The sequence below is a fragment of the Lautropia dentalis genome (assembly GCF_003892345.1).
GTDB classification, from domain to species: domain Bacteria; phylum Pseudomonadota; class Gammaproteobacteria; order Burkholderiales; family Burkholderiaceae_E; genus Lautropia; species Lautropia dentalis.
The window spans coordinates 1819866-1844908 of the sequence record NZ_RRUE01000001.1; the positions used below are offsets into that span (position 1 = coordinate 1819866).

The 25043-nt window shown below is 67.2% G+C and carries 21 protein-coding genes; 15 read left to right on the forward strand and 6 right to left on the reverse strand.

Translation table 11 applies throughout. The annotated features are described in order from the left end of the window. Nucleotides 1–79: 79 nt before the first annotated feature. The 4 genes from EHV23_RS07060 to EHV23_RS07075 all read right to left on the reverse strand — a co-directional run bounded on the left by EHV23_RS07060 (nucleotide 80) and on the right by EHV23_RS07075 (nucleotide 6952). Nucleotides 80–1501, reverse strand: coding sequence for a molybdopterin molybdotransferase MoeA (locus EHV23_RS07060; protein ID WP_125095303.1), 1422 nt, complete (start codon nucleotides 1499–1501; stop codon nucleotides 80–82). A 54-nt stretch (nucleotides 1502–1555) separates the two neighbouring features. Continuing rightward, nucleotides 1556–2320 (reverse strand): molybdenum cofactor guanylyltransferase, encoded by a 765-nt coding sequence (gene mobA, locus EHV23_RS07065; protein WP_125095304.1) that lies wholly within the window; start codon nucleotides 2318–2320, stop codon nucleotides 1556–1558. Continuing rightward, on the reverse strand, nucleotides 2313–3452 hold the full coding sequence (gene moaA / locus EHV23_RS07070; RefSeq protein ID WP_125095305.1) for a GTP 3',8-cyclase MoaA: 1140 nt from the start codon (nucleotides 3450–3452) through the stop codon (nucleotides 2313–2315). Before moaA ends, mobA begins: the two co-directional genes overlap by 8 nt. Before the next feature lie 197 nt (nucleotides 3453–3649). Further along, the gene (locus EHV23_RS07075) at nucleotides 3650–6952 is read right to left on the reverse strand and encodes an Rne/Rng family ribonuclease (protein WP_125095306.1); all 3303 of its coding nucleotides are present in this window, start codon (nucleotides 6950–6952) and stop codon (nucleotides 3650–3652) included. 631 nt (nucleotides 6953–7583) lie between these two features. Between EHV23_RS07075 and EHV23_RS07080 the strand changes: the two genes are divergently transcribed. The 3 genes from EHV23_RS07080 to EHV23_RS07090 all read left to right on the forward strand — a co-directional run bounded on the left by EHV23_RS07080 (nucleotide 7584) and on the right by EHV23_RS07090 (nucleotide 10883). Beyond that, entirely contained in the window at nucleotides 7584–8645 is a 1062-nt protein-coding gene (locus EHV23_RS07080; protein ID WP_125095307.1) for an RluA family pseudouridine synthase, read from the forward strand. A gap of 199 nt (nucleotides 8646–8844) precedes the next feature. Then, nucleotides 8845–9540, forward strand: coding sequence for an HAD family hydrolase (locus tag EHV23_RS07085; protein ID WP_158615872.1), 696 nt, complete (start codon nucleotides 8845–8847; stop codon nucleotides 9538–9540). 332 nt (nucleotides 9541–9872) lie between these two features. Continuing rightward, a complete protein-coding gene (locus EHV23_RS07090; protein WP_125095309.1) occupies nucleotides 9873–10883 on the forward strand; it encodes a S49 family peptidase in 1011 nt (336 codons plus the stop codon). A 343-nt stretch (nucleotides 10884–11226) separates the two neighbouring features. Here EHV23_RS07090 and EHV23_RS07095 read toward each other — a convergent pair whose 3' ends face one another. Continuing rightward, the gene (locus EHV23_RS07095) at nucleotides 11227–12186 is read right to left on the reverse strand and encodes an SAM-dependent methyltransferase (protein ID WP_203228898.1); all 960 of its coding nucleotides are present in this window, start codon (nucleotides 12184–12186) and stop codon (nucleotides 11227–11229) included. Between the two features lie 41 nt (nucleotides 12187–12227). Then, nucleotides 12228–12809: a Maf family protein gene (locus tag EHV23_RS07100; protein ID WP_125095310.1), complete on the reverse strand. Its 582-nt coding sequence runs from the start codon at nucleotides 12807–12809 to the stop codon at nucleotides 12228–12230. A gap of 58 nt (nucleotides 12810–12867) precedes the next feature. Between EHV23_RS07100 and EHV23_RS07105 the strand changes: the two genes are divergently transcribed. The 12 genes from EHV23_RS07105 (at nucleotide 12868) to lepB (ending at nucleotide 25026) form a co-directional block, all read left to right on the forward strand. Next, nucleotides 12868–13398 (forward strand): YceD family protein, encoded by a 531-nt coding sequence (locus tag EHV23_RS07105; protein ID WP_125095311.1) that lies wholly within the window; start codon nucleotides 12868–12870, stop codon nucleotides 13396–13398. Nucleotides 13399–13513: 115 nt separating this feature from the next. Next, complete coding sequence (rpmF, locus tag EHV23_RS07110; protein ID WP_125095312.1) at nucleotides 13514–13696, forward strand: 50S ribosomal protein L32; 183 nt, start codon at nucleotides 13514–13516, stop codon at nucleotides 13694–13696. A gap of 83 nt (nucleotides 13697–13779) precedes the next feature. Further along, on the forward strand, nucleotides 13780–14862 hold the full coding sequence (gene plsX, locus EHV23_RS07115; RefSeq protein ID WP_125095313.1) for a phosphate acyltransferase PlsX: 1083 nt from the start codon (nucleotides 13780–13782) through the stop codon (nucleotides 14860–14862). Between the two features lie 39 nt (nucleotides 14863–14901). Further along, nucleotides 14902–15942 (forward strand): beta-ketoacyl-ACP synthase III, encoded by a 1041-nt coding sequence (locus EHV23_RS07120; RefSeq protein ID WP_125095314.1) that lies wholly within the window; start codon nucleotides 14902–14904, stop codon nucleotides 15940–15942. Nucleotides 15943–16034: 92 nt separating this feature from the next. Further along, nucleotides 16035–16985 carry an ACP S-malonyltransferase gene (gene fabD, locus EHV23_RS07125; RefSeq protein WP_125095315.1) on the forward strand — a complete coding sequence of 317 codons (951 nt, stop codon included), beginning with the start codon at nucleotides 16035–16037 and terminating at the stop codon, nucleotides 16983–16985. Further along, a complete protein-coding gene (gene fabG / locus EHV23_RS07130) occupies nucleotides 16982–17752 on the forward strand; it encodes a 3-oxoacyl-ACP reductase FabG (protein ID WP_125095316.1) in 771 nt (256 codons plus the stop codon). The genes fabD and fabG overlap by 4 nt, the downstream gene beginning before the upstream one ends. Before the next feature lie 143 nt (nucleotides 17753–17895). Beyond that, entirely contained in the window at nucleotides 17896–18135 is a 240-nt protein-coding gene (acpP, locus tag EHV23_RS07135) for an acyl carrier protein (protein ID WP_125095317.1), read from the forward strand. Continuing rightward, nucleotides 18135–19370: a beta-ketoacyl-ACP synthase II gene (gene fabF, locus EHV23_RS07140; RefSeq protein WP_125095318.1), complete on the forward strand. Its 1236-nt coding sequence runs from the start codon at nucleotides 18135–18137 to the stop codon at nucleotides 19368–19370. The genes acpP and fabF overlap by 1 nt, the downstream gene beginning before the upstream one ends. Before the next feature lie 282 nt (nucleotides 19371–19652). After that, nucleotides 19653–20189: a hypothetical protein gene (locus EHV23_RS07145; protein WP_125095319.1), complete on the forward strand. Its 537-nt coding sequence runs from the start codon at nucleotides 19653–19655 to the stop codon at nucleotides 20187–20189. Nucleotides 20190–20270: 81 nt separating this feature from the next. Further along, a complete protein-coding gene (locus tag EHV23_RS07150) occupies nucleotides 20271–21830 on the forward strand; it encodes a DegQ family serine endoprotease (RefSeq protein WP_125095320.1) in 1560 nt (519 codons plus the stop codon). Between the two features lie 173 nt (nucleotides 21831–22003). Beyond that, complete coding sequence (gene lepA, locus EHV23_RS07155; protein WP_125095321.1) at nucleotides 22004–23797, forward strand: translation elongation factor 4; 1794 nt, start codon at nucleotides 22004–22006, stop codon at nucleotides 23795–23797. Nucleotides 23798–24144: 347 nt separating this feature from the next. Continuing rightward, nucleotides 24145–25026, forward strand: coding sequence for a signal peptidase I (lepB, locus tag EHV23_RS07160; protein ID WP_125095322.1), 882 nt, complete (start codon nucleotides 24145–24147; stop codon nucleotides 25024–25026). Nucleotides 25027–25043 lie beyond the last annotated feature (17 nt).

Here is a 25043-nt window from a genome sequence, read left to right on the forward strand (position 1 = left end):
CCGGGGCCTGCGCAGGAACAGGCAGGTCCATGACACATTCCAGGGGTAGCAGGGAAGCCTGCCGGCAACGGTCGAGAAGTCAGCTTCCCGTCAGCCCGCGCAGCGGCACCACGTCGAGCAGGTCGCCCTCCGCCAGCGACCCCTGCTCCTCGGGCAGGATGGCAATGCCATCGGCCTCGAACAGCGAACGCAGCAGGGCGGAACTCTGGCTGCCGGTGGGATGGGCGATGGGCAGGTCTCCTGCAGCAGCCCGTGCCGGCTGGCTGCCGGTTTCTGCGGTGCCGGTGAGGGCCTTGCCCATGCTGGACGATGGTGCTGCCGCGGCCAGGGAGAGCTGTTCTTCCGGATGGTAGCAAAGCCGTACCCGCATGAGTTCCAGCCGGCCGGGACGCTTGCGCAGGGCGCACCCGGCCCGGGCGCGAATCCGGGGCAGGGGCTGAGGTCTGAGCCCCGCCATTTTCTGCAAGGCACTCCGGATTACGAACAGGAAGCTCAGCGTGGCGGCCACCGGGTTGCCCGGCAGGCCGAACAGCGGGGTCTGGCCGACGCGGCCCACCACCAGCGGCCGGCCGGGGCGCAGGCGCAGCTTCCAGGCCATGGCTTCACTGTTCGGGGTGGCCGACAGGACGGGCTGCAGCAGGTCGGCATCACCGCCGGCGGCGCCTCCGGTGGTGAGCAGCACATCCACCTGGGGGGCAGCCCGCTGCAGCGCGTCGCCCAGCCGGGCGGGATCGTCGGGCAGGCTGCCCAGATCGACCGGTTGCCAGCCCTGTTCGGCCACCAGGGCCAGCAGGGTGGGCCGGTTGCTGTCGTGGATCTGGCCCGGGGCCAGCGTCTGGCCGGGCTGCACCAGTTCGTTGCCCGTGGAGAAGACGCCCACGCGCAGCGGACGGAATACGTCGACGGTGGTGTGACCCAGCGAGGCTGCTACTCCCAGTGCGATGGCCGAGAGTGCACTGCCGGCGGGCAGGGCAATGGCACCCTGCTGCAGGTCTTCACCGCGACGACGGATATTCTGGCCAGCATGCTGGCCCGGCGGGATGATGATCCTTGCCTGTGCCGGTTCGCCGGTTTCGATGACCTGCACGCGCTCCTGCATGATGACGGTGTCGGCACCCGCGGGCATGGGTGCACCGGTCATGATGCGCTGGGCGTGGCCGGCGGGCAGGGTGGCCGGCGCATCGCCTGCCAGGGTGCGGCCGGCCACGGACAGCTCCGTGGGCGCATCGGGGGACAGGTCCGCAGCGCGTACGGCATAACCGTCCATGGCGGCGCAGTCGTACGGGGGCAGGTCCAGGGGGGCGATCAGGTCGGTGGCCAGTATCCGGCGGTGAGCGGCCGGCAGCAGGACGGATTCATGCCGGACGGGGGCGGGCACCCAGCGGATCAGGTGTTCGCATGCCTGCGCCATGGACAGGGCTTCGGGGTTCGGCGCAGATTCGCCGTCGAACAGGGTGTCCAGGGGGCGCAATGGGGTGGGATGCAGGGAGGCGTCGGTCATGGGGAGACTCTCCTGTGAGGGGGGCCGTCGGAATGGCCGGGCAGACTGCCGGGGTCAGTACGGGGGATGAACAGAGGCATGCCAGGCGCGACCACGTGCCAGACGGGCTTCGGCCTGCTGCCAGTCTTCCGGGGTGTTCAGGTTCATGAAGGCGTTGGGTTCGTCGAACCGCACGGTATGGGCGCCCTGTCCGCCATACCACTGGCGCACGCGGTGGTTGCCGCCCTGCAGGAAGGCTTCCAGTGATGGCAGCACGCGGCGATGCAGAACGGCCACGAGCGGATGGGGCTGTTCCGGGTCGCTGGCGTAGACGACTGGTGCGATACGGGATGGCTTTGCTGGCGATGCGGGATGCCCGGTACGGGGCGCGGTGGCGCATGCAGGATCGCGGGCCTGAAAGCCGGAGGCCGCTGTCACGACAGGGCTGCCGTGTTGCGATGGGGCGGGGATGGCAGCAGCCGGTACCGTGTCTGCCAGCAGCCGGGCCACCCAGTCGGGTGGCAGGAAGGGGGTGTCACAGGCCGCCACGGCCAGCCACTCGGTGGGACAGACCTGCAGCGCAGCGTGAATGCCGGCCAGCGGGCCGGGCAGGTCCGGGAAATGGTCTGCCAGCACGGGATATCCCAGCTGCCGGTAGGTATCCAGATGGCGGTTGGCGCTGATGAGCAGGCTGCTGGTCTGGGGGGCGAGATTGTCGATCAGCCAGGCAGCCAGCGGGCGGCCCGCCAGGGGCAGCAGGCCCTTGTCGGCGCCGGGGTGGGCGGCCTGCAGGCGCCGGGCGGCGCCACCGGCCAGGACCAGTCCGGTGACTTCAACCACCGATGTAGCTCATTTCCACGCGACGCCCGGCGCGTGGTCCGGTACTGGCCGGCTGTCTGCCGCGCAGTTCGGAATAGCGGTCGTCGCGGCCCTGCCAGAGGTTCACCATGGCGCTGCGGATGCTGTCGTCGGGCAGCTGCTGGCGCAGCAGTCCGCGCAGGTCGTGTCCCTGGCTGCCGAACAGACAGGTGTAGAGCTGCCCTTCGGTGGTCAGGCGCAGGCGGGTACAGTCGCCACAGAAGGGCTGGGTGACCGAGGAGATGACGCCGATCTCGCCAGCACCGTCGCGGAAGCGCCAGCGCCGGGCCACCTCGCCACGGTGGCTGGGGCTGACCGGCTCCAGCGGGTGGACGGCGTGGATGCGGGCAATGATGTCGCGGCTGGGCAGCACTTCCTCCATGCGCCAGCCGTTGCTGGTGCCCACGTCCATGTACTCGATGAAGCGCAGGATGTGGCCACTGCCGCGGAAATGTTCGACCATCGGCAGGATCTCGTGGTCGTTGAGGCCACGGCGCACCACCATGTTGATCTTGGTGCCGGTGAAGCCGGCATCGGCGGCTGCCTGGATGCCGGCCAGAACGCGGGCAACCGGGAAGTTCGCATCGTTGAGCGAGCGAAACAGCGCATCGTCCATGGCGTCGAGGCTGACGGTCAGGCGGTGCAGGCCGGCCTCGCGCAGCGACTGGGCCTTTTTGGCCAGCAGCGAGCCGTTGGTGGTGAGCGTGATCTCCACCGGCAGGCCATCGGGCCGGCGCAGACAGCTCAGCTGGGCGATCAGGGTTTCGAGGTCGCGCCGCAGCAGGGGTTCTCCGCCGGTCAGGCGGATCTTGCGTACCCCCAGTTCGACGAACAGCCGGGCGATGCGGGTGATCTCCTCGAAGCTCAGCAGGGAGCCATGCGAGAGAAACTCGTGGTCCTTGCCGAAGACCTCGCGCGGCATGCAGTACGAACACCGGAAATTGCAGCGGTCGGTGACCGAGATGCGCAGGTCGTGCAGCGGCCGGCCGCGGGCGTCGGTGACGGCCTCGCCGGCACGCAGGAGCAGCGGGATGCTGCTGGCGATACGGGCCGGCTGCATGGGTACGACCGCCCGGATACGCTGGTCGTGGATGGGGATGACGCGTTCTGCCATGGGGAACAAGGGCCAGTTCTGCTGGAAACGGACGGGAACCGGTGGTGCCCCATCCGCTACCTGCCGGGTGATTGCCGGATCCGCTGCCGGTGCATGTCCGGACGGCCGGGCGCGGTACGACTGGCGGGCGCCCTGCCCGGGCTTGCCCGGAAAGGTCCGGAACCTTCCCGGGCAGACGGTAATACCGGGCGGATGCCTTACTGCTCGCCAGCCGGTTTGTCGGCCTGCGTTTCTACCTGCTGCAGCGGCTCGGCCGCCACCTGGGGCCGGGGCTTGCGGGTACGGCGCGGGCGCGGCGCACTGGGCGGCGGGCTGACCGGTTCGGCCTGCGGGGCCGAGGTGGTCTGCACCCATTCCAGTCCTGCCGACTGTACCACTTCTTCCAGCGCCTGGGCCGGAACGGGCTGGGCGGTGTGCCGGGGCTGCCGGGGGGCCGGTGCAGGCTGATCCGCTGCGGTCTGCTCTGCCGTGGCCCGCTCTGCGGTGGCCTGTTCCGGTGCGACCGCTGCTTCCTGGGCCGGCGCCTGCCGGGGAGCACGGCGTTCGCGCGGCTCGCGTCCACGGCCTTCCGTGGCCGGTGCTGCCCCGGCGGCCGGTGGCGTCGTGCCGGCACCTGCATCGGCCGGTGCGGCCTCGCTGCCCTCGGATACCTCGGTCTCGTTGCGGTCGCGGCGGCTGTTGCGACGGCGACGACGGCGCTCGCCTTCACCGCTGGCCGATGCATCGGCCGTGTCGGCGTCGGGGGCGACATCGGCCGTGACGGCAGCCGGCTGGGCGGCGCGGGATGCCGCGACCGGTGCTTCGGCCCCGTTCATGGCAGCCTGGTCTTCATCAGCGTGACGGGCGCGCGAACGTTCGCCGGCGGGTTGGGCGGTATCTGTGCCTTCCGCCGGGGGGGCCGACAGGGCACCGGCGTCGGTGCCTACCGCGGACGGGGCGGTGGCGTCTGCCGCCTCGGCATTGCGGCGACGGCGACCCCGTTCTCCCCGCGTGCGGCCCTGGCCTTCGACCGGCGCTGCCTCGGAGGCTGCACCTTCCGCGGTGGGCGCTGCGTCGGCGCGGGTACCACGGGTGCTGCGTTCCTCGCGCTCGGCACGACGCTCGCCACGTGCCGGGCGTTCGGCCGGTGCTGCGGTGTCTGCTGCGTCTGCCGTGTCGGTGCGCTCGCTGCGGGCGTTGCGTCCGGAGTCCTGGCGGTCGTTGCGCGATGCACGCTCCCGGTGGCCTTCACGGGGTTCACGGGCCTCGCGACCGGTGTCCGCCGTGTCCTGGGGGTCGCGCTCGTCGCGTCCGTCCCGCGCGTCGCGGCCGGTATCGCGCGCCTCGTCCCGCGGGCGGGCATTGCCCCGTTCACCGCGTTCATTGCGCTCACTGCGGTCGCCACGTTCACTGCGGTCACCACGCTCATTGCGGTCGCTGCGCTCACCACGTTCCCCGCGGGAGCCGCGGCGGTTACCCTCGGCGGCCTCGGTGCGTTCGGCGTTGCGTTCGCTGCGGTCGGCCCGCTCCGAACGGCGGCCGTTGCGGCCACCCGTTTCCGCACGGTCGCCGCGCTCGCTGCGCTCATTGCGGTCGGTACGGTCATTGCGGTCGCTGCGATCCGAACGTTCGGCGCGGTCGCCACGTTCGGCGCGCTCTGCACGTTCACCGCGCTCGCTGCGACGGCCGCGTTCTCCACGTTCGCTGCGCTCGTTCCGGCCATTTCCGGTGCCGCCCTGCCGGCGGGTACGGCCCTGGGGCGTGGCAGGCGACTGCGGGGCCTCGGGCGGGGTGTCGAGGGTGGCGCCGCCCCAGCCGAACAGGCCGAGGATGCGGTCGATCAGGCCACCGTGTGCAGGGGCAGCCGGTGCCGGGGTGGCCGCTGGACGCGGGCTGGGCGCCGGTGCGGGCGGCTGCTCGCGGGTGATGCTCTTGACCACTGCCTCCTGACGGTTGGCCGGCTGGCGGAACTTGTTGGCGAGGTAGGTGCTTTCCTCGTCGTTGGCCTCGGCCATCGTGTAGCTGGCGCGATAGCTGAGCAGGCGCTCGTCGTCGTGCTTGAGGCGCTCCAGGCTGTAGAGCGGGGTCTCGATGGACTTGTTGGGAATGAGCACGATCTCGACCTTCAGCCGGGCTTCCAGCGTGGCGATCTCGGTGCGTTTCTCGTTGAGCAGGTAGGTGGCCACCTCCACCGGCACCTGGACGTGCACGGCGGCGGTGTTTTCCTTCATGGCCTCTTCCTGCAGCACACGCAGCACGTGCAGGGCCGACGATTCGATGTCGCGGATCACGCCGGTGCCATTGCAGCGCGGGCAGGTGATGTGCGTGCCTTCGTTCAGGGCCGGACGCAGCCGCTGGCGCGAGAGTTCCATCAGGCCGAAGCGCGAGATCTTGCCGGTCTGCACGCGGGCGCGATCCAGACTCAGCGCTTCCTTCAGGCACTGCTCGACCTCACGCTGGTTGCGGCTACTCTCCATGTCGATGAAGTCGATGACGATCAGGCCACCCAGGTCGCGCAGGCGCATCTGGCGGGCCACTTCCTCGGCTGCTTCCATGTTGGTGCGGAAGGCGGTTTCCTCGATGTCGGAGCCGCGCGTGGCCCGGGCCGAGTTCACGTCGATGGCCACCAGCGCCTCGGTGTGGTCGATCACCACGGCGCCGCCCGAGGGCAGCGGCACGACGCGCGAGTAGGCGGTCTCGATCTGGTGTTCGATCTGGAAGCGCGAAAAGAGCGGCGTGGCATCGCGGTAGTGCTTGACGCGGGCCACGTAGTCGGGCATCACGTAGCTCATGAACTGCGTGGCCTGCTGGTGGATGTCCTCGGTGTCGATCAGCACCTCGCCGATGTCGGCCGTGAAGTAGTCGCGGATGGCGCGGATGACGAGGCTGGATTCCTGGTAGATCAGGAAGGCGCCCGGCGCCGATTTCGCGGCCGATTCGATGGCCTGCCACAGCTGCAGCAGGTAGTTCAGGTCCCACTGCAGCTCTTCGACCGAGCGGCCGATGCCGGCGGTGCGGGCGATCAGGCTCATGCCCGACGGCACCTGCAGCCGGTCCATGGCCTCGCGCAGTTCCTGGCGGTCCTCGCCCTCGATGCGGCGCGACACGCCACCGCCGCGCGGGTTGTTGGGCATCAGCACCACATAGCGGCCGGCCAGGGAGATCATCGTGGTCAGCGCGGCGCCCTTGTTGCCGCGTTCTTCCTTCTCGACCTGGACGATCAGCTCCTGGCCCTCACTGATCACGTCCTGGATGCGCAGCGGCTTGCCGCCTTCGGCATCCTGACGGAAATAGGCGCGGGAAATTTCCTTGAAGGGCAGGAAACCGTGACGGTCTTCGCCATAGTTGACGAAGCAGGCTTCCAGCGAGGGCTCGACACGGGTGACGACGCCCTTGTAGATATTGCTCTTGCGACTCTCGCGTCCAGCGGACTCGATGTCAATGTCGATCAGTCGCTGACCATCGACGATGGCAACCCGCAGTTCTTCCGAATGGGTTGCGTTGAACAGCATGCGTTTCATGCCATGACTCCATGCACACGTGGGCGTGGCGTGTAGGACCAGCGAGCATGGATCGACCCGCGAGCCGGGCGCATGGGCCGGCTGCATCGGAACCGTCACGGCACGGTGGCCGTGGTGACAGGCGCGCACGCAGCCACGGGCGCGTGAGGGCACGACGGGGCACAGACCGCGGGGTCTGGCGTCCGGCTGGGCCGGCAGGCTGGCTGCGGGCGGCGGCTGGTGTCGTGATCATCGGGCCGGGTGAGGTGAGAAGCCTTGGTTCGGTTGATACGGGGTTCCGACGGGCACTGGGCGGCTCGTCGCATCGAATGGTGCTCGCGCGCCGAACCTTTCGGCGCCGCGTTTTTGAATCCAATGGTTGCCGTCCGAACGGATGGCCGGGGCGTATCGACGCGTTCCTATACACTGCGGACTGCGCGGGGCCGACAGGCCAGATGTTTCGCATGAGCCAGACCTCCGGTTCGCCGCCGCGAAGGGCCGCTGCGAGAACTGCAGCTCCGTTTTCGCGGCCGGGTTCCATCGCTGCGCTTCGGCTGCTTTTCAGGGCCCGAAAACAGCGATTTTTCAGGGATCTGGCCGAAAGTACGGCACCTTGCCTGCAATACTGACAACCGCCCGGGATTATAGCCGGATGAAAGACGCCGACACAAAACGACCCACCGCACAAACAACAACGCCGATCCAGTGGTTCACCGTCGATGGCGGCCACGAAGGGCAGCGCCTGGACAATTACCTGCTGGCCATGCTGCGCGGTGTGCCCAAGACCCGCATCTACCGGATGATCCGCACCGGCGAGGTGCGCGTCGACGGCCGCCGGTGCCGGGCGGAGCAGCGCGTTGCCGCCGGTGAGCGGGTACGGGTGCCACCGCTGGCCGCCGTGCCCGAAACCGCGCAGCGCCAGGGGCCGGCACGGGGCGGCCCGAAGCTGGACGACCGCCACATCCGCATCGTGTTCGAGGACGAGCACCTGCTGGTGGTGGACAAATCCGACGGGCTGGCCGTGCACGGGGGCAGCGGCATTGCCGCCGGCCTGATCGAGCGGCTGCGCGCCAGCCGCCCGCCCGGCCAGTTTCTGGAACTGGCCCACCGGCTGGATCGCGACACTTCCGGCCTGCTGGTGATTGCCAAGCGCCGCTCCGCGCTGCTGGCCCTGCACCGCATGTTTGCAGCCGGTGAGGTGAAGAAGCGCTATCTGGCCATCGTCAAGGGCTACTGGGGGCGGCCACGTCCGGTGCTGGTGCAGTTTCCGCTGCTGCGTTACCTGACGCCGGCGGGGGAGCGCCGGGTGCGGGTGGATGCCCAGGGGCAGAGTGCCGCCACCCGGTTCTCGCGCCTGCAGAGCCTGGACTTTGGCGGAACGCCCGGCCTGCCGCCCCATGGCGCGTTGCTCGAATGCGAGCTGCTCACCGGCCGCACCCACCAGATCCGCGTGCATCTGGCGCATGCAGGGCATCCCATTCTGGGGGACGAGAAATATGGAGATTTCACTTTAAACAAAGTGCTTGATGATATGCACTTCAACCGCATGTTTTTGCACGCTTTTCGTCTGACCATGAAGCACCCGAAAAAGGACGACATGCTGGTGCTGGAGGCGCCGATGCCGGCAGCATTCGAGGCGCTGCTCGCACGCTTCGGTGTGGATGAGTCGGTGGGTGGCCAGTCTGCGTTTTCGCAGGTTACGCGTAAAAGTTGATCTGTCACTTTAACTTGATATTCTCGTTTGCACGACTTTTCTGATGTGTTTCATGAGCTGGAAAAGTTGTTCCACCGTAGAACATTCATTCATGCCGGTGTTTCTCCCCATCAACACAGGCGGCCGATGATGTGCGGTATCCATGCAACAATGCCGTCACGTTGCAAACACACACGCATCAGATGACAGGAGGGAGGGTATGGCAGGTGCGGCAGCAGAGCGGGATTTCACGCGGCATCAGGTGGTCGTGTTCGACTGGGACGGCACCATTGCCGATTCCGTCGCGCAGGTGGTACAGGCCATCCGGAAGTCTGCCGAAAGCCTGGGCCTGACCCCGCCCGAAGCCGATGCCATCCGTCCGCTGGTTGGGCTTGGCATGAGCGAAATCCTGCAGCGCATCGTGCCGGATTTTCCGGCCGTGCGGCATGCAGAGTTTCTCGATGCCTACCGCCGGCACTACTTCGGCTGCCGGCAGCGTACCGACATCCCGTTCGAGGGCATCGAGGCCCTGCTGCAGGCGCTTGCGGCGGCCGGACGCCGGCTGGCGGTGGCCACCGGCAAATCGTGCGCCGGGCTGGAGCGGGCGCTGCAGTCCACGGGACTGGGCCGCTTCATCGAGGCCACCCGGTGCGCCGAAGAGGGCGTGTCCAAGCCCGACCCCTGGATGCTGCGCAGCCTGGCCGATGAACTCGATGTGCCTCCTGCCCAGATGGTCATGGTGGGTGATTCGATCTTCGACATCGACATGGCCGAAGCCTTCGGATGCGACAGCATCGGCGTCTACTACGACACCGGCTCGCCGGCCCTGTTGCAGCGCTCCCGCCCCACCGCCCTGGCCGGATCCGTACCCGAGCTGGCTGCACTGCTGGGTGTCCATCATCCCGATGTGCACTGAGCCGGCGGTTCCTTCATCCTGCATTTTTTGGGCGCACTGTCGTCTGGATGCTGCAAAGGTGAAAACCCTGCCCGCAGTCTGGAATAATGCAGCGCAATAACCCGGAAGATGGCATTTGTAAGGGTGTTTGACATTTGCCACAGCGGGTGGGCATCCTGACTGCTTCGGGGTCGGGGCCGCTCACTGGCCACCCGGGTTATCGCGCCCGACAGGCACCAGGTGGTTGTGCGGGCGGGCGTATCCGGAAGCGTCCGGCGGGCCAGTATGCGGCTGCACGACCGGCATGTCAGACAGCATCACTTTCCAGCGGCGAACAGCATTGGAGTCTATGAATGGCTGAACAGAACGACAGAACCACCCTGGGGACGGCCGAATGGGGTCGTGGATTCGTGGAAGAACTGGCACGCGAGACCCTGAAGGAGAAGCGTGCCAAACGCCGCTGGCGGATATTCCTCTGGCTGGTCTTCTTTGCCCTGGTGGGCTTTTCCGTTCAGCGCTGTACGCAGGTGGGTGCGGGGCAGCAGGGCGGAGAAGATGCCGGGCCGGCTCACTTCGTGGCCAGCATCAGCATCGAGGGGGTTCTCGCGAGTGGCACTGGTAATGAAGAAGCTGTCTCGGCCGAGCGCGTCAACCGCGCCCTGCGCCGCGCCTTCGATGACAAGCGCGTGGTGGGCGTGATCCTGCGCATCGACAGTCCGGGTGGAAGCTCCGTGCAGGCCGGTGACATCGTCGACGAGATCCGTCGCCTGCGCCGCAAGCATCCGGACAAGCCGTTGCATGCCGTCATCGAGGAGATGGGCGCATCGGCGGCCTACTACGTGGCCTCGGCCGCCGACAACATCTACGTGAACAAGGCGAGCACCGTGGGTTCCATCGGTGTGATCCTCGGCAGAAACGGGGTGTACGGGGTGGAGGAAGCCATGAAGAAGCTGGGCATCGAGCGCCGCACCCTGACGGCCGGCAAGAACAAGGCCCTTCTCGATCCCACCGCTCCGTTCACGCCCGAGCAGAAGGCGCACCTGCAGTCCATGCTGGATGAGTTGCACCGCCAGTTCATCACGGTCGTCAAGGAAGGTCGTGGCCAGCGCCTGAAGGAGTCGCCCGACATGTTCAGTGGTCTGGTCTGGACGGGTGAGCGCAGCATCGCCCTCGGGCTGGCCGATGGGCTGGGCTCGGTGGATTCGGTGGCGCGTGACGTGCTCAACACCGAAGCCGTGATCGATTACAGCGACTACTCGCCGCTGCAGAAGTTCTTCCGCCAGATCGGGGCGGAGGCCATGGGCGGTGCCTGGCAGCAGCTGGAATCGCGCTTTGCGGCCCAGCAGACACTTCGCGTGGAGTGATCTGCACCGGTCGGGGCCGACATGTGCTCCGCACATGAATGCGCATGAACGCGCATGAAGCAGCCCGGGCCGGACCGGCCCGGGCGCCGCGTGAGTCGGGGGCTGTGCCCCGTACACGCATCAAACCGGCCTGCCCGTTTTTGTTTTCGGGCTGGGAACGACAGCGCTGTACGAGGGCTGGATGGGGAGGGTGCAGGCATGTGGCCCTCTTCACCAGAGCAGCCGCCTGATGCTGTTGGGCACTGAATTGCGCAGGTATGTATTTGAGCAGCCTGCTTCACGCTTTTGGCCCGCCTCACGTGAAGGGGGGATATCCGTTGCCTGCTGCTGGTGCTGACAGCCGTCAGGCCAGAAAAAGAAAGACCGCCGGCCGCTTCGGGGGCAGTTCAGGCAGTTTTTTCCGCCATTGGCTCACGGGCAGGGTGCGGACCGACTGGGCAGGCCCCGTCAGGTCGGTGGCGATGCAGAGCCGCGCATCCCCCGGCAGGTGGGTGATCAGCGCCTCGGCCATCGCCTGGTTTCGGTAGGGCGTCTCAATCAGCAGCTGCGTCTCGCGCTGGCTGCGCGAGCGCTGCGCCAGCTGCACGATGGCGCGGCCGCGCTCCTCGGGCTGGCTGGGCAGATAGCCCTGAAAGGCAAAACGCTGCCCATTGAGCCCGCTGGCCATCAGCCCCAGCAGCAGCGAGGAAGGCCCCACCAGCGGAATCACCTCGATGCCCTGCGCATGGGCGGCCGCCACGAGCTGCCCGCCCGGATCGGCCACCCCCGGGCATCCGGCATCCGAGAGCAGCCCTGCATCCTCACCGGCCAGCAGCGGCACCAGCCACTGTGCCGGATCACGCGCTTCGGGCGCGGCCTGCTTGCCCTTGCCGGCACGGTCCGGCAGCACGTGCAGCGAAAGCTCCTGCATGGGGCGCTCCAGGCCCAGCACCCCCAGCCAGCGTCGCGCGGTCTTGGGGGTTTCCACATAGAAATGCGCCAGTGCTGCCACCCGGGCTCGGTCCGCCTCCAGCAGCCAGGTGCCGGATTCCTCCGGCTGCTGCAGGGGTGTGGGGATCAGCAGCAGGCGCCCCGGTCCGTTGCCGGCGCGACGGGGGGTGGCGGTGTCATGGTCATGGTTCTGGGCGCGCTGGTTGGCTGGACCGTGAGCAGTATGGTCCCGGGCGCGGTCATGGGCGTGATCATGTGCATGGGCTTGTGCATGGGCATGCTCACGGCTGCGGGGGTTTGCATGGTCATGCCCATGCGGCGCGCCGTACACGGGAGCGCTGGCTCCGGAGGCAGGTCTGCGGGGTGCGGTCATGTGGGGCAAGGTGGCGGTGGAAGCGATGGCGTGCGAAGCATTCAGCCCAGCAGATCGAACCCGAGCGTGCGCAGATGGCCGGCCAGCCGGATCAGGGGCAGGCCGATCAGCGCCGAGGGGTCGTCGGAATGGATGGCCTCCAGCAGACTGATGCCCAGCCCCTCGCAGCGGGCCGACCCGGCGCAGTGCAGGGCGTCCGGATCGCGGGCCAGATAGGCGCGGATCTCTGCCGCCGTGAGCGTACGAAACCTTACCTGCACATCGACGCAGTCATCGATGGCGGGTTGTCCGGCAGCGCGCAGCGCCAGCGCCGTGTGAAAGTGCATCGAACGCCCGGAGGCCGCCTGCAGCTGGGCGACGGCGCGCTCCAGGGTACCGGGTTTGCCCACGGGCGTGTGGCCGTCGAGCGTGCCCACCTGGTCCGAGCCGATGACGAGGGCGTCCGGGTGCCGGGCCAGCACGGTGTCGGCCTTCAGGGCCGCCAGACGCCGGGCGAGGGCGCGTGGCGACTCGCCCGGCTGCGGGCTTTCGTCCACGTCGGCGTTGACGCAGGCAAAGGGAATTTCGAGCCGTGACAGCAGTTCACGTCGCCAGGGGGAGGCAGAGGCCAGAATCAGTTTCATGGGCTGTTATGATACGACCTTGTTCTTCACCGAATGACCGTGCAGGATCGTACAAGCCATGAATTCCAGTCGTGCCGTGCCATCCCCGGCAGGCAGCCAGGAGGCAGCCTTCACCGGTGACCCGCTGCCCGAAGGCCTGGCGCCCGACATCGATCCGGTGCGCTTTGCACGGGCCGGCGAACGGCTGGCAGGTGTCACGCTGGCCTCGCGCATGCCGCGTCTGCTGGCCAGCGGCGTGCTCGACGGTGCCATGGTCGTGCACTGGCAGCTCCGCGGCGAGAACGCGCGGGACGAACTCGACCGGGTACGCCAGTTTCTGGTGCTGTCGCTGCAGTTTGCCCCGGTGCTGGCCTGCGGGCGCTGCCTGGGTCCGCTGGCAGTGGACGAACTCTCGATCTCCCGGCGTTTCCGGCTCGCTGCCACCGAGCGCCAGGCCGATCTGGAAGACCCCGAGGCCGGTGCCGATGTGGACGTGATCGCCGCCACGCCCCGGCTCGATCTGGCTGCCCTGATCGAAGAGGAGGCCATGCTGATGCTGCCCATGGCGGTGGCGCACGAGGTCTGCCCCAGTCCTGCCACCCTCAACTAGCAGCCGGCATCCATGAGAAGCGCGTCCCATGGGGTTGGTTCCGTCCACTTGTTCAATCTTTCACGGATTCGTTATAATCATCGTTTGCCCGCCGTAGGGCAGGAGAGATATTTCAATGGCCGTTCAGCAAAACAAGAAAACGCCGTCCAAGCGCGGCATGCACCGTTCGCACGATCACCTCGAAAATCCGCCGGTTGCGGTCGAGCCCACCACGGGCGAGGTGCACCTGCGTCACCACATCAGCCCCAACGGTTACTACCGTGGCAAGAAAATCGTCAAGACCAAGTCTGACGAGTGATTCCGGCAGCTGTTCGTGGCCGCTCCGTCATGCCCGGGCATGATGGCGGTTCACGTCCCTGAACCCTCTTGTTTCATCGCGCCATGAGCGTTCGCCTGGCCATCGATGCCATGGGAGGGGACCATGGTCTGACCGTGACGGTACCTGCCGCCCTGTCATTCCTGCAGTCCCACCCGGATGCCCACCTGCTGCTGGTCGGTCGCCCCGACGAGGTCGAGGCCGCGCTGCAGCAGCAGCTGTCGCGCGTGCAGGGCGGTCCCGCCCCGGCACTGTCGGCACGCATTCGTGTCGTGCCTGCCAGCGAGGTCATCCGCATGGATGACAACCCGGTCCAGGCGCTGCGCAACCGTCGCGACTCCTCCATGCGCATCGCCATCGAGCAGGTCAAGGCCGGTGAGGCCGATGCCTGTGTCAGTGCCGGCAACACCGGTGCCCTGATGGCCATCTCGCGCTTCGTGCTCAAGATGCTGCCCGGCATCGACCGGCCGGCCATCGCCACGCAGCTGCCCACCCAGAATGGCGGTTTCACCACCATGCTCGACCTGGGCGCCAACGTCGATTGCGAGCCCGCACACCTGCTGCAGTTTGCCGTCATGGGCAGTGCGCTGGCATCCGTGCTCGATGGCAAGGAGCGTCCCACGGTGGGCCTGCTCAACATCGGTGAAGAGCTGATCAAGGGCAACGACGTGGTCAAGGAGGCCGCGCGCCTCATCCGCGAAACCCCCCTCAATTTCGTGGGCAACGTCGAAGGCAACGACGTGTACGGTGGCAAGAGCGACGTGGTCGTCTGTGACGGCTTCGTCGGCAACGTGGCGCTCAAGACGTCCGAAGGCGTGGCGCAGATGATCGGCAGCTTCCTGCGTCAGGAGCTGTCCCGCAACTGGCTGACCAGACTTGGCGCGCTCTGTGCCATGCCGGCCCTGAAGCGTTTCCGCCAGCGGGTCGATCACCGCCGCTACAACGGTGCGTGCCTCATCGGCCTGCGCGGCATCGTGCTCAAGAGCCATGGCTCGGCCGACGTGCTGGCTTTCGAGGCGGCCCTGCGCCGTGCCTACGATGCCGCACGCAATGGCCTGCTCCGGCGCATCGAGGGTGCCATGGCGGCGGCCGCTGCCGCTGCGCCGCCTCCGGCTGCGGGTGCTGCGGCCGAAGGTTCCACCGCCTGACCCGGCATTCACAGACTTCTTTACGGATCCGGCAACGCCATGTCCAACACCGATTCAGCTGCTCCCGCCCCCTTTCTGCCGGCATCCGCTCCCGTTCCGGGCGGCGCCCGGTTCTCGCGTCTGATCGGCGTCGGCGCCGCACTGCCGGCACGCCGGGTCACCAACGACGATCTCGTGGCCGACCTGGCCACCCGCGGCATCGAAACCTCCGACGAGTGGATCGTCACCCGTACCGGCATTCGCCAGCGCTGGCTGGCCGGCCCCGACGACACCACCACGTCGCTGGGGGTTCGTGCGGCCCGGGAGGCCATGAAGAGTGCGGGCGTCGGCCCTGACGACATCGACCTGATCGTCTGTGCCACCTCCACCGCCGACCAGATCTTTCCCAGCACCGCCTGCCTGATCCAGTCCGAACTGGGCGTCCACCAGGGCGGCGCCTTCGACGTGCAGGCGGTGTGCAGCGGTTTTGCCTATGCGGTGGCCAATGCCGATGCCCTGATCCGGGCCGGTGTGGCCCAACGGGCGCTCGTCATCGGTGCCGAGGTCTTCTCGCGCATTCTCGACTGGAACGACCGTTCCACCTGCGTGCTGTTTGGCGACGGCGCCGGCGCCATCGTGCTGTCCGCTGCCGACACCCCGGGCGTGCTGGTGTCCCGTCTGCATGCCGATGGCCGGCAGTCCGGCATCCTGTCCACGCCGGGCAGCGTGCGCTGTGGTGCCGTCACCGGCCATCCCTTCCTGCGCATGGACGGGCAGGCCGTCTTCAAGCTGGCCGTCAAGCTGCTGGCCGAGCTGGCCCAGGAAACCCTCGAGGCCGCCGGCCTGAAGGTCGACGACCTCGACTGGCTGGTGCCGCACCAGGCCAATGTCCGCATCCTGTCGGCCACGGCCTCACGGCTGGGGCTGCCGCTCGACCGGGTGATCTCCACCGTGGGCGAACACGCCAACACGTCAGCGGCCTCGGTGCCGCTGGCGCTGGCGCAGGCCGTGCAGGAAGGTCGCCTGCGGCCCGGGCAGCTGATCATGCTGCAGGGCGTGGGGGGCGGCTTCACCTGGGCCTCGAACCTGATCCGGCTGTGATGCCGTCGCGGCATCATGGACACCGAACCGATAACATCGTCCCAACGGACACAACCCGAGCAGAATCAACCAGAGGTCCGGAGCACCAACCCATGAGCGTTGCATTCGTCTTTCCCGGCCAGGGCTCGCAGGCCGTCGGCATGCTGTCCTCGCTGACCGGCCGTCCCGAAGTCGATGATCTCGTCCGTCGTGCCGACGCCGCACTGGGCGAACCGGCCCTGTCGAAGGTCATCGCCGAAAGCCCCGCCGAGGAACTGGCCTTGACTACCTGGACACAGCCCGCCATGCTGCTGGCCGGCATGGCCTGCCTGGCTGCCTGGCGTGCGGAAGGCGGCCCCGAGCCGGCCTTCGTCGCCGGTCACAGCCTAGGCGAATACACCGCCCTGGTTGCCGCCGGTTCGCTCGACATCGATACGGCCATCCGTCTGGTGCGCCTGCGTGCCCAGGCCATGCAGGAGGCCGTGCCGGTCGGTACCGGTGGCATGGCCGCCATTCTGGGCCTGTCCGACGCCGACGTGCAGGCTGCCTGCGACGAGGCCCGGCCCGTGCCGGACACCGATCGCCTGGAAGAGGTGGCGGCCGTCAATTTCAACGCGCCGGGGCAGGTGGTCATCGCGGGCCATGCCGGTGCCGTCGAACGTGCCTGTGCGGCGGCCCAGGCCAGGGGCGCCCGCCGTGCCAAGCCCCTGCCGGTCTCCGCACCGTTCCATTCGGTGCTGCTCAGGCCTGCCGGTGACGTGCTGCAGCGCGCGCTGGCCGATGTCGATCTGAAGGCACCGTCCATCCCCCTCATCAATAATGTCGATGTGGCCATCGAGACCGATCCGGCCCGCATCCGCGACGCCCTGGTCCGTCAGGCCTGGCATCCGGTGCGCTGGGTCGAACTCATCCAGAAGCTGGCCGACCAGGGGGTCGACCACTTCGTCGAGTTCGGTCCCGGCAAGGTACTCACGGGCCTGATCAAGCGCATCGCACCCCAGGCGCAGCTCGACAACGTCTTCGACGCCGCCTCCCTCCAATCCACGCTGGCGAAGTTCTCATGACTGCATCCACGCCCTCCGTCCAGACCCCGTTAGGCAACCTCGAAGGGCAGGTGGCCCTGGTCACCGGCGCCTCCCGTGGCATCGGTCAGGCCATTGCCGATACGCTGGCCCGTGCAGGCGCCCTGGTCATCGGTACCGCCACGTCCGAAAGCGGTGCAGAAGCCATCCGCAACCGTCTGGGCGGCAATCACCAGGGCGTCGCCCTGAATGTCACCGATGCCGCGGCCTGTGCTGCGCTCATCGACCGCATCGTGGCCGAACAGGGCAGGCTGTCCATCCTGGTCAACAACGCCGGCATCACCCGCGACACGCTCGCCATGCGGATGAAAGACGAGGACTGGGAGGCCGTCATCGACACCAATCTCACCGGGGTCTTCCGGCTGGCGCGGCTGGCGCTCAAGCCCATGGTGAAGGCCCGGGCAGGGCGCATCATCAGCATCACCTCGGTGGTGGGGCAGATGGGCAACCCGGGCCAGGCCAACTACGCGGCGGCCAAGGCCGGTGTGGCCGGCATGTCGCGTGCGCTGGCCCGTGAAGTGGCCAGCCGGGGCATCACCGTCAACTGCGTGGCGCCGGGCTTCATCGAGACCGACTTGACCCGGGCGCTGCCCGAGGCGCAGGTCGAGGCGCTCAAGGCGCAGATTCCCAGTGGCTGTCTGGGGCAGGCAGACGACATCGCGGCCGCAGTGCTGTATCTGGCCTCGCCGGCGGCCGCGTATGTCACGGGTGTCACGCTGCCGGTCAATGGCGGCATGTACATGGTTTGACGATACAATCCCGTATCGTCAACGTAACCGGGTGGCTTCCATCCCGGAAGCCTTGCAGCCCACGGGTTTACCCGGGGGCATCGAGAAACCCAAAAAAGCCGGTAACATGTACCGGCATCATCACTCATCAGGAGAGTATTGAAATGTCGGATATCGAGGCGCGGGTCAAGAAGATTGTGGCCGAGCAGCTGGGCGTGAACGAAGCCGAGGTCAAGACCTCATCGTCCTTCGTGGACGATCTGGGCGCCGATTCGCTGGACAACGTCGAGCTGGTCATGGCGCTGGAAGATGAATTCGGTACCGAAATCCCCGACGAGGAAGCCGAGAAAATCACCACGGTGCAACAGGCCATCGACTTCGTCACGGCGCAGTCCAAGAGCTGATGAGCAAGCGTCGCGTCGTCATTACGGGCCTTGGCCTCATCTCGCCGGTCGGTAACGACGTCGGGACGGGATGGGCCAATCTGGTGGCCGGCAAGTCGGGGGTCGGACCCATCACCCGCTTCGATGCATCGGCGTTCTCGTCGCGCATCGCCGGCGAGGTGAAGGACTTCAACCCGGCCGACTGGATGAACCCGAAGGAGCTTCGGCACTTCGACACCTTCATCCACTACGGTGTGGCGGCGGGCCTGCAGGCCTTCCGCGACAGCGGCCTCGAAATCACCGAAGCAAACGCCGAGCGGTTTGGCGCCTTCGTGGGTTCGGGCATCGGTGGTCTTCCCCTCATCGAAGCCACGCACAAGGAGTACCTCGCCAAGGGGGCACGGCGCATCTCGCCGTTCTTCGTGCCGGGGTCCATCATCAACCTGGTGGCTGGACAGCTGTCGATCATGCTGGGCCTGCAGGGGCCGAGCTATGCCATCGTCAGCGCCTGCACCACGGGCCTGCATTGCGTGGGCGACGCCGGGCGGCTCATCGCCTATGGTGACGCAGACATGATGCTGGCCGGTGGCACCGAATCCAACCTGTCCCCGCTGGGCGTGGGTGGGTTCGCCTCCATGAAGGCACTGTCCACGCGCAACGACGACCCGCAGGCGGCCAGCCGTCCGTGGGACCGCGACCGCGATGGCTTCGTGCTGGGTGAAGGCGCAGGCGTGCTGGTGCTCGAAGAGCTGGAACACGCGAAGAAGCGGGGTGCACGGATCTACGCCGAGCTGATCGGTTTCGGCATGAGTTCCGATGCACACCACATCACCGCGCCAGACCTGCGGGGGCCCGCCCGGGGCATGCAGAATGCCCTGCGCGATGCCGGCATCAACGTCGATCAGGTGCAGTACATCAACGCGCATGGCACGTCCACGCCGCTGGGTGACCTGAACGAAACCAGCGCCATCAAGCTGGCCTTCGGTGACCAGGCCAAAAAGGTCGTCGTCAATTCCACCAAGTCCATGACCGGCCACCTGCTGGGCGCGGCGGGCGGAATCGAGGCGGTGTTCAGTGCACTGGCCGTTTACCATCAGGTCTCGCCACCCACCATCAACATCGACAACCAGGATCCGGCGTGCGATCTCGATTACTGCGCCAACGAGGCGCGGGAGATGGACATCGACATCGCACTGTCGAACTCCTTTGGTTTCGGTGGCACCAACGGAACGCTGGTGCTGCGCCGTTACCGCTGACGGGCCGGGTGGCCGGCTCTGGCCGGTATCTGCCCCGCCGGGGGGCGTCTGCGCCCCGGCGACCAGCGCTCTCGTGCGCCCGCTGCCGCGCAACCGGCACCTTCCTGTCACAGGCAGGCGGGTGGTGGTGCGCGGCAGTTTTCCGTGGGCGCCGCTGTCTGTCAGCGCCGCTTCGTCATGGACGCTGCTTTCAGGTGAGCGCCGCTTTCTTGTGGGCAACGCTTCCGGATGAGCGCCGCTTCCCTGTGGACGCCAGGTCCGGCCGCTTCCGGGATGCCTCTCATGTCCGAATCTCTGCAGATCCAGGTCAGCCACGCCGACGTCGGCCGGCGCTTCGACCAGCTCGTGATCGGGCTGGTCGTGCTGGCCATTGGCCTGACGTGGCTGTCCGGACCGGGCAATCCCTGGCGCTTTGCCGGGTTTGCCGCGCTCCTCGGGCTGTCCTGGCTGCTTCCCCGTGTCTTCAATGCCAGCCGCCGTGCAGGGGCCTGCAACCCGGCCAGCCTGTGTGCGCAGGCCCGCGTCCAGTACCGGCAGCCAGAGGCACTGCAGTTTCTCGACGACGGCATGCTGCTCGTACGCTGGCAGCCGGATGGCGACTGGGCCACGGCCGTCGAGCTGCGCACCCTGTGGCTCGGCCCGCTGCTGCACGTGGCGGCCGGCACATCTCCCGCCTCGTCAACCCATGCGGCGGCTGAGGCGTTGAACCAGCCGCTGCAGCGTGGCAGCTGCCTGCTGTGGCTTCCCCGTCTGGGCACCGCCGATGCGGCCGCCGTGCGGCGCTGGCTGGTGTGGCGCAGGCGGGGTGGAAGAGGCTAAAGAATTTTTCGGACAGGTTTATCACACACGCCCGCGGCGTTTCGCGTCCAGAACCCGTCCTTCTGTGAGGTTTCCCGATCGATGAGCATTTCCAAGTCTTCCCGCCGGTCCGTCGGTGCACGGCTCACCGCCCCCGTCCAGCGTCCGCTGCGTACCACGCTGGCTGCTTCCGCCCTGGCCGTGGCCAGCCTGTTCGTAGGGTCCGCCACCCTGCTGCAGCCAGCACCGGTGCAGGCCCAAGCCGTACGCGGTCTGCCCGATTTCACCGGCCTGGTCGAGAAAACCGGGGGCGCCGTGGTCAACATCCGCACCACCGAACGTGCGGCCAGCCAGGCCCAGCAGGGCGGGGGGGCAGAACTGCTCGACCCGGATGATCCGTTCTTCGAGTTCTTCCGCCGCTTCCTGCCGCCCGGCGCCATGCCCGGGCTGCCCGGTCAGGGCCAGGGGCAGGGACGCCAGCGCCAGCTGCCGCCGGGTCAGTCGGGTGAGGAGATTCCCCGGGGCCTCGGTTCCGGATTCATCATCTCGGCCGATGGCTATGTGATGACCAACCACCACGTGGTGGATGGCGCCGATGACATCTACGTCACACTCACCGACAAGCGCGAGTTCAAGGCCCGCCTGATCGGCTCGGACAAGAACACCGACGTGGCCCTGCTCAAGATCGACGCGGCCGAACTGCCGGTGCTCGCCATCGGCGACCCGAACAGGCTGCGTGTGGGTGAATGGGTGCTGGCCATCGGCTCGCCCTTCGGGCTGGAGAACACCGTCACCGCCGGCATCGTCTCGGCCAAGGCGCGCGAGACGGGCGACTACCTGCCGTTCATCCAGACCGACGTGGCGGTCAATCCCGGCAACTCCGGTGGTCCGCTGATCAACATGGACGGGCAGGCCATCGGCATCAACTCCCAGATCTACAGCCGCACCGGCGGCTTCATGGGCATCTCCTTCGCCATTCCCATCGACGAGGCGATGCGCGTGACCGAGCAGCTCAAGGCCAACGGCCACGTGGTGCGCGGCCGCATCGGGGTGGCCATCACCGAGGTCACCAAGGACATCGCCGAGCCGCTGGGCCTGTCCAAACCCACGGGCGCCCAGGTCAGCAGCGTCGATCCGAAGGGGCCGGCGGCGAAGGCCGGTCTGCAGCCGGGCGACATCATCCTGCGCTACGAAGGCCGCACCATCGAGCGTTCGTCCGACCTGCCGCGGCTGGTGGGCAATACCCGCCCCGGCACGAAGGCCAGCGTCGAGGTCTGGCGTGCCGGCGCTGCACGTACCCTGCAGGTTACCGTCGGCGAAGTGCCCAGCGACCAGGCCGGCAATGCCAAACGGCCGCAGCCCGAACAGCAGGCCCCGGCCAGGGCCAACTGGCTGGGCATCATGGCGTCCGACCTGAACGCCGAACAGCGCAAGAGCCAGGACCAGCCGCGTGATGGCGTGGTGGTCACCGGGCTGGAGCCGAACGGCCCGGCGGCCCGCGCCGGCCTGCGTGAAGGCGACGTGCTGTTGCAGCTCAACAGCCAGCCGATCTCCTCGGCCGCCCAGTTCGAGGGGCTGGTCACCAAGCTCGACCGCAAGCGCACGCTGGTGCTGCTGGTCAAGCGCGGTGGCGAAGCCTCGTACATTCCGGTCCGCCCGTAGGACGTGTGATGCCCGGGCACAGTGCCACTGCTGCCACTATACAATAGGGCTCCTTCACGGCATGCGCCCGTCCTGCCCAGGCAGGGCGGGCCATTTTTCCGTGTCCACGCGCCCAGGAAGCCCTGCCAGCGCCCTGCGGCACCCTTGCAGCGCTTCCGTCACTTGTCACCGGCATGCAGCACATTCGCAACTTTTCCATCATTGCCCACATCGACCATGGCAAATCCACGCTGGCCGACCGGCTGATCCACCGCCTGGGCGGCCTGTCCGACCGTGAAATGGACAGCCAGGTGCTCGATTCGATGGACCTGGAACGCGAGCGCGGCATCACCATCAAGGCGCAGACGGCGTCGCTGCTGCACAAGGCGGCCGACGGTACCGTCTACCAGTTTAACCTCATCGACACCCCGGGACACGTCGACTTCTCCTACGAGGTCAGCCGTTCGCTCTCGGCCTGCGAGGGGGCGCTGCTGGTGGTCGATGCCTCGCAGGGTGTGGAGGCGCAGACGGTGGCCAACTGCTACACCGCCATCGACCTCGGCGTCGAGGTCGTGCCCGTGCTGAACAAGATGGACCTGCCCTCGGCCGACCCGGACAATGCCCGGGCCGAGATCGAGGACGTGATCGGCATCGACGCCAGCGAGGCCATTCCGGCCAGCGCCAAGACGGGGCTGGGGCTGGACGAGATCATCGATGCCATCGTCACCCGCATCCCGCCGCCCAAGGGCGATCCGGACGCCCCGCTGCAGGCGCTGATCATCGACTCGTGGTTCGACAACTACGTCGGCGTGGTGATGCTCGTGCGCGTGGTCAACGGCACCCTGCGCGTGAAGGATCGCATCCGCATGATGGCCACCGATGCCACGCATCACTGCGACCAGCTGGGTGTGTTCACGCCGCGTTCCTCGCCGCGCGACACCCTTTCGGCCGGGCAGGTGGGCTTCATCATCACCGGCATGAAGGAACTGAAGCACGCGAAGGTGGGGGACACCATCACCCACGTCTCGCCGGCGGCAAAGGATCCGCTGCCCGGCTTCAAGGAAATCAAGCCCTCGGTGTTTGCCGGCCTCTATCCGGTCGAGGCCAGCGAGTACGACGCCCTGCGCGACGCGCTCGAAAAGCTCAAGCTCAATGATGCCTCGCTGCAGTTCGAACCCGAGGTCTCGCAGGCGCTGGGCTTTGGTTTTCGCTGCGGCTTCCTCGGCATGCTGCACATGGACATCGTGCAGGAGCGGCTCGAGCGCGAATACGACATGGACCTCATCACCACGGCGCCCACCGTGATCTACGAGGTCGTGCTCACCGACGGTACCGTCGAGCGCATCGAAAACCCGTCGCGCATGCCCGAGCAGGCGCGCATCGCCGAAATTCGCGAACCCATCGTCAAGGTGGTCATCTTCGTGCCGCAGGAATACGTGGGCCCGGTCATCACGCTGTGCACCGGCAAGCGTGGCCTCCAGCGCGATCTCACCTATCACGGCCGCGCCGTGCATCTCACCTACGAGCTGCCGATGAGCGAGATCGTGCTCGATTTCTTCGACCGCCTGAAGTCCGTCTCGCGCGGCTATGCGTCGATGGACTACGAGTTTCTCGAGTACCGCCCCTCCGACGTGGTCAAGATGGACCTGCTGATCAACGGCGACCGGGTCGATGCACTGTCGGTCATCGTGCACCGTTCCAACGCGGTCTCGCGCGGCCGCGAGGTGGCCAGCCGCATGCGCGAGCTGATTCCGCGCCAGATGTTCGATGTGGCCGTGCAGGCCGCCATCGGCAGCAACATCATCGCCCGCGAGACCATCAAGGCCCTGCGCAAGAACGTGCTGGCCAAGTGCTATGGTGGCGACATCACCCGCAAGCGCAAGCTGCTCGAGAAGCAGAAGGCCGGCAAGAAGCGCATGAAGCAGGTCGGTTCGGTCGAAATTCCGCAGGAGGCCTTCCTGGCGGTTCTGCAGGCCGAGGAGCGCTGATGCCGGAGGATGTGGCGCGCACCGTCACGCTCCCCGGGCACGGTGTCCGTGCTGCCGGCTGGCAGTACCGGACGCCCGGCAGGCCACCCCTTTCCGTGATGGGCGCGTTCTTTTTCCCGGTCACGGGCTGTCTGTCCGACCGTTCGTCGGATACCATGACGGGTTCGCGCATTTTACGTTTGCTTCCTGCTATGTTTGCGTCCGGTTGCGGTTTGCACCCCTGTCTGCCGGCCGCTGCCATGCCGTTTCCGCCCCATTCCGATCCCGGAGCCCGGGCGTTCGCAGGCGCCTGCAGAGGTTTCCTCGCGTCCTGCTGACTTTTCTGCCGGTTTCCAGATTCCTTCACCATGAATTTCCCGCTCATTCTCTTTCTGCTGACCGCCTTCACCCTGTGCATGTGGCTGCTCGACGTGCTCGTGCTGGCACCTGGCCGGCGGCGTCATGCGGCCGAACGCGTCAAGGCCTGGGAGCGGGACCAGACGTCCCGGGGGGGCAAGGTCAGCCCGCAGGCCCGCCAGCAGCTCGAGAGCAGCCTGGTCCGGCGGCCTGCCTGGCTCGACTACACGGCCGGCCTGTTTCCGGTGCTGTTCGTGGTGTTCATGGTGCGCTCGTTCCTGTTCGAGCCCTTCAAGATTCCTTCCGGTTCCATGATTCCCACCCTGCTGGTGGGCGACCTGATCCTGGTGAACAAATACAGCTACGGCGTGCGCCTGCCGGTGTTCGACACCAAGATCATCGACGTGGGGTCGCCCCAGCGTGGTGACACGGTGGTGTTCCGCTACCCGATGGATCCATCGGTCGATTACATCAAGCGCGTCATCGGCGTGCCGGGCGACACCATCACCGTGCGCCGTGGCCGCGTGTTCATCAATGGCGACGAAGCGGCCTTGCACGATGACGGCGAATATTTCGATGCCGATCGCGGCCGCTACATGCAGCGCTATTCGGAGACCATCGGCAACGTGTCGCACAAGATGCTGATCGATTTGCAGAACCCGGCCGTCGTACCGATGCAACGCACGCCGGAAACCGAAAAATACTGCCACTACACCCCCACCGAGCTGACCTGCAAGGTGCCGGAAAACAATTACTTCGTGATGGGAGACAACCGCGACAACAGTCTCGACAGCCGGGCCTGGGGATTCGTTCCCGAGAAAAACCTGGTTGGACGGGCCTTTTTCATCTGGATGAATTTCAACGATCTGCAGAGAATTGGCTCATTCCGGTGAAGGTCCGGCAGCCGACA

Bases quoted from the DNA above. Each gene is read 5' to 3' on its own strand.
- EHV23_RS07145 (WP_125095319.1), top strand. From the start codon at position 19,653: ATGTCCGAATCTCTGCAGATCCAGGTCAGCCACGCCGACGTCGGCCGG.
- EHV23_RS07085 (WP_158615872.1), top strand. From the start codon at position 8,845: ATGGCAGGTGCGGCAGCAGAGCGGGATTTCACGCGGCATCAGGTGGTC.
- acpP (WP_125095317.1), top strand. From the start codon at position 17,896: ATGTCGGATATCGAGGCGCGGGTCAAGAAGATTGTGGCCGAGCAGCTG.
- EHV23_RS07090 (WP_125095309.1), top strand. From the start codon at position 9,873: ATGGCTGAACAGAACGACAGAACCACCCTGGGGACGGCCGAATGGGGT.
- EHV23_RS07075 (WP_125095306.1), bottom strand. From the start codon at position 6,952: ATGAAACGCATGCTGTTCAACGCAACCCATTCGGAAGAACTGCGGGTT.
- moaA (WP_125095305.1), bottom strand. From the start codon at position 3,452: ATGGCAGAACGCGTCATCCCCATCCACGACCAGCGTATCCGGGCGGTC.
- fabD (WP_125095315.1), top strand. From the start codon at position 16,035: ATGAGCGTTGCATTCGTCTTTCCCGGCCAGGGCTCGCAGGCCGTCGGC.
- lepA (WP_125095321.1), top strand. From the start codon at position 22,004: ATGCAGCACATTCGCAACTTTTCCATCATTGCCCACATCGACCATGGC.
- EHV23_RS07105 (WP_125095311.1), top strand. From the start codon at position 12,868: ATGAATTCCAGTCGTGCCGTGCCATCCCCGGCAGGCAGCCAGGAGGCA.
- EHV23_RS07080 (WP_125095307.1), top strand. From the start codon at position 7,584: ATGAAAGACGCCGACACAAAACGACCCACCGCACAAACAACAACGCCG.
- EHV23_RS07150 (WP_125095320.1), top strand. From the start codon at position 20,271: ATGAGCATTTCCAAGTCTTCCCGCCGGTCCGTCGGTGCACGGCTCACC.
- EHV23_RS07100 (WP_125095310.1), bottom strand. From the start codon at position 12,809: ATGAAACTGATTCTGGCCTCTGCCTCCCCCTGGCGACGTGAACTGCTG.
- fabF (WP_125095318.1), top strand. From the start codon at position 18,135: ATGAGCAAGCGTCGCGTCGTCATTACGGGCCTTGGCCTCATCTCGCCG.
- plsX (WP_125095313.1), top strand. From the start codon at position 13,780: ATGAGCGTTCGCCTGGCCATCGATGCCATGGGAGGGGACCATGGTCTG.
- fabG (WP_125095316.1), top strand. From the start codon at position 16,982: ATGACTGCATCCACGCCCTCCGTCCAGACCCCGTTAGGCAACCTCGAA.
- EHV23_RS07120 (WP_125095314.1), top strand. From the start codon at position 14,902: ATGTCCAACACCGATTCAGCTGCTCCCGCCCCCTTTCTGCCGGCATCC.
- EHV23_RS07060 (WP_125095303.1), bottom strand. From the start codon at position 1,501: ATGACCGACGCCTCCCTGCATCCCACCCCATTGCGCCCCCTGGACACC.
- lepB (WP_125095322.1), top strand. From the start codon at position 24,145: ATGAATTTCCCGCTCATTCTCTTTCTGCTGACCGCCTTCACCCTGTGC.
- rpmF (WP_125095312.1), top strand. From the start codon at position 13,514: ATGGCCGTTCAGCAAAACAAGAAAACGCCGTCCAAGCGCGGCATGCAC.
- EHV23_RS07095 (WP_203228898.1), bottom strand. From the start codon at position 12,186: ATGACCGCACCCCGCAGACCTGCCTCCGGAGCCAGCGCTCCCGTGTAC.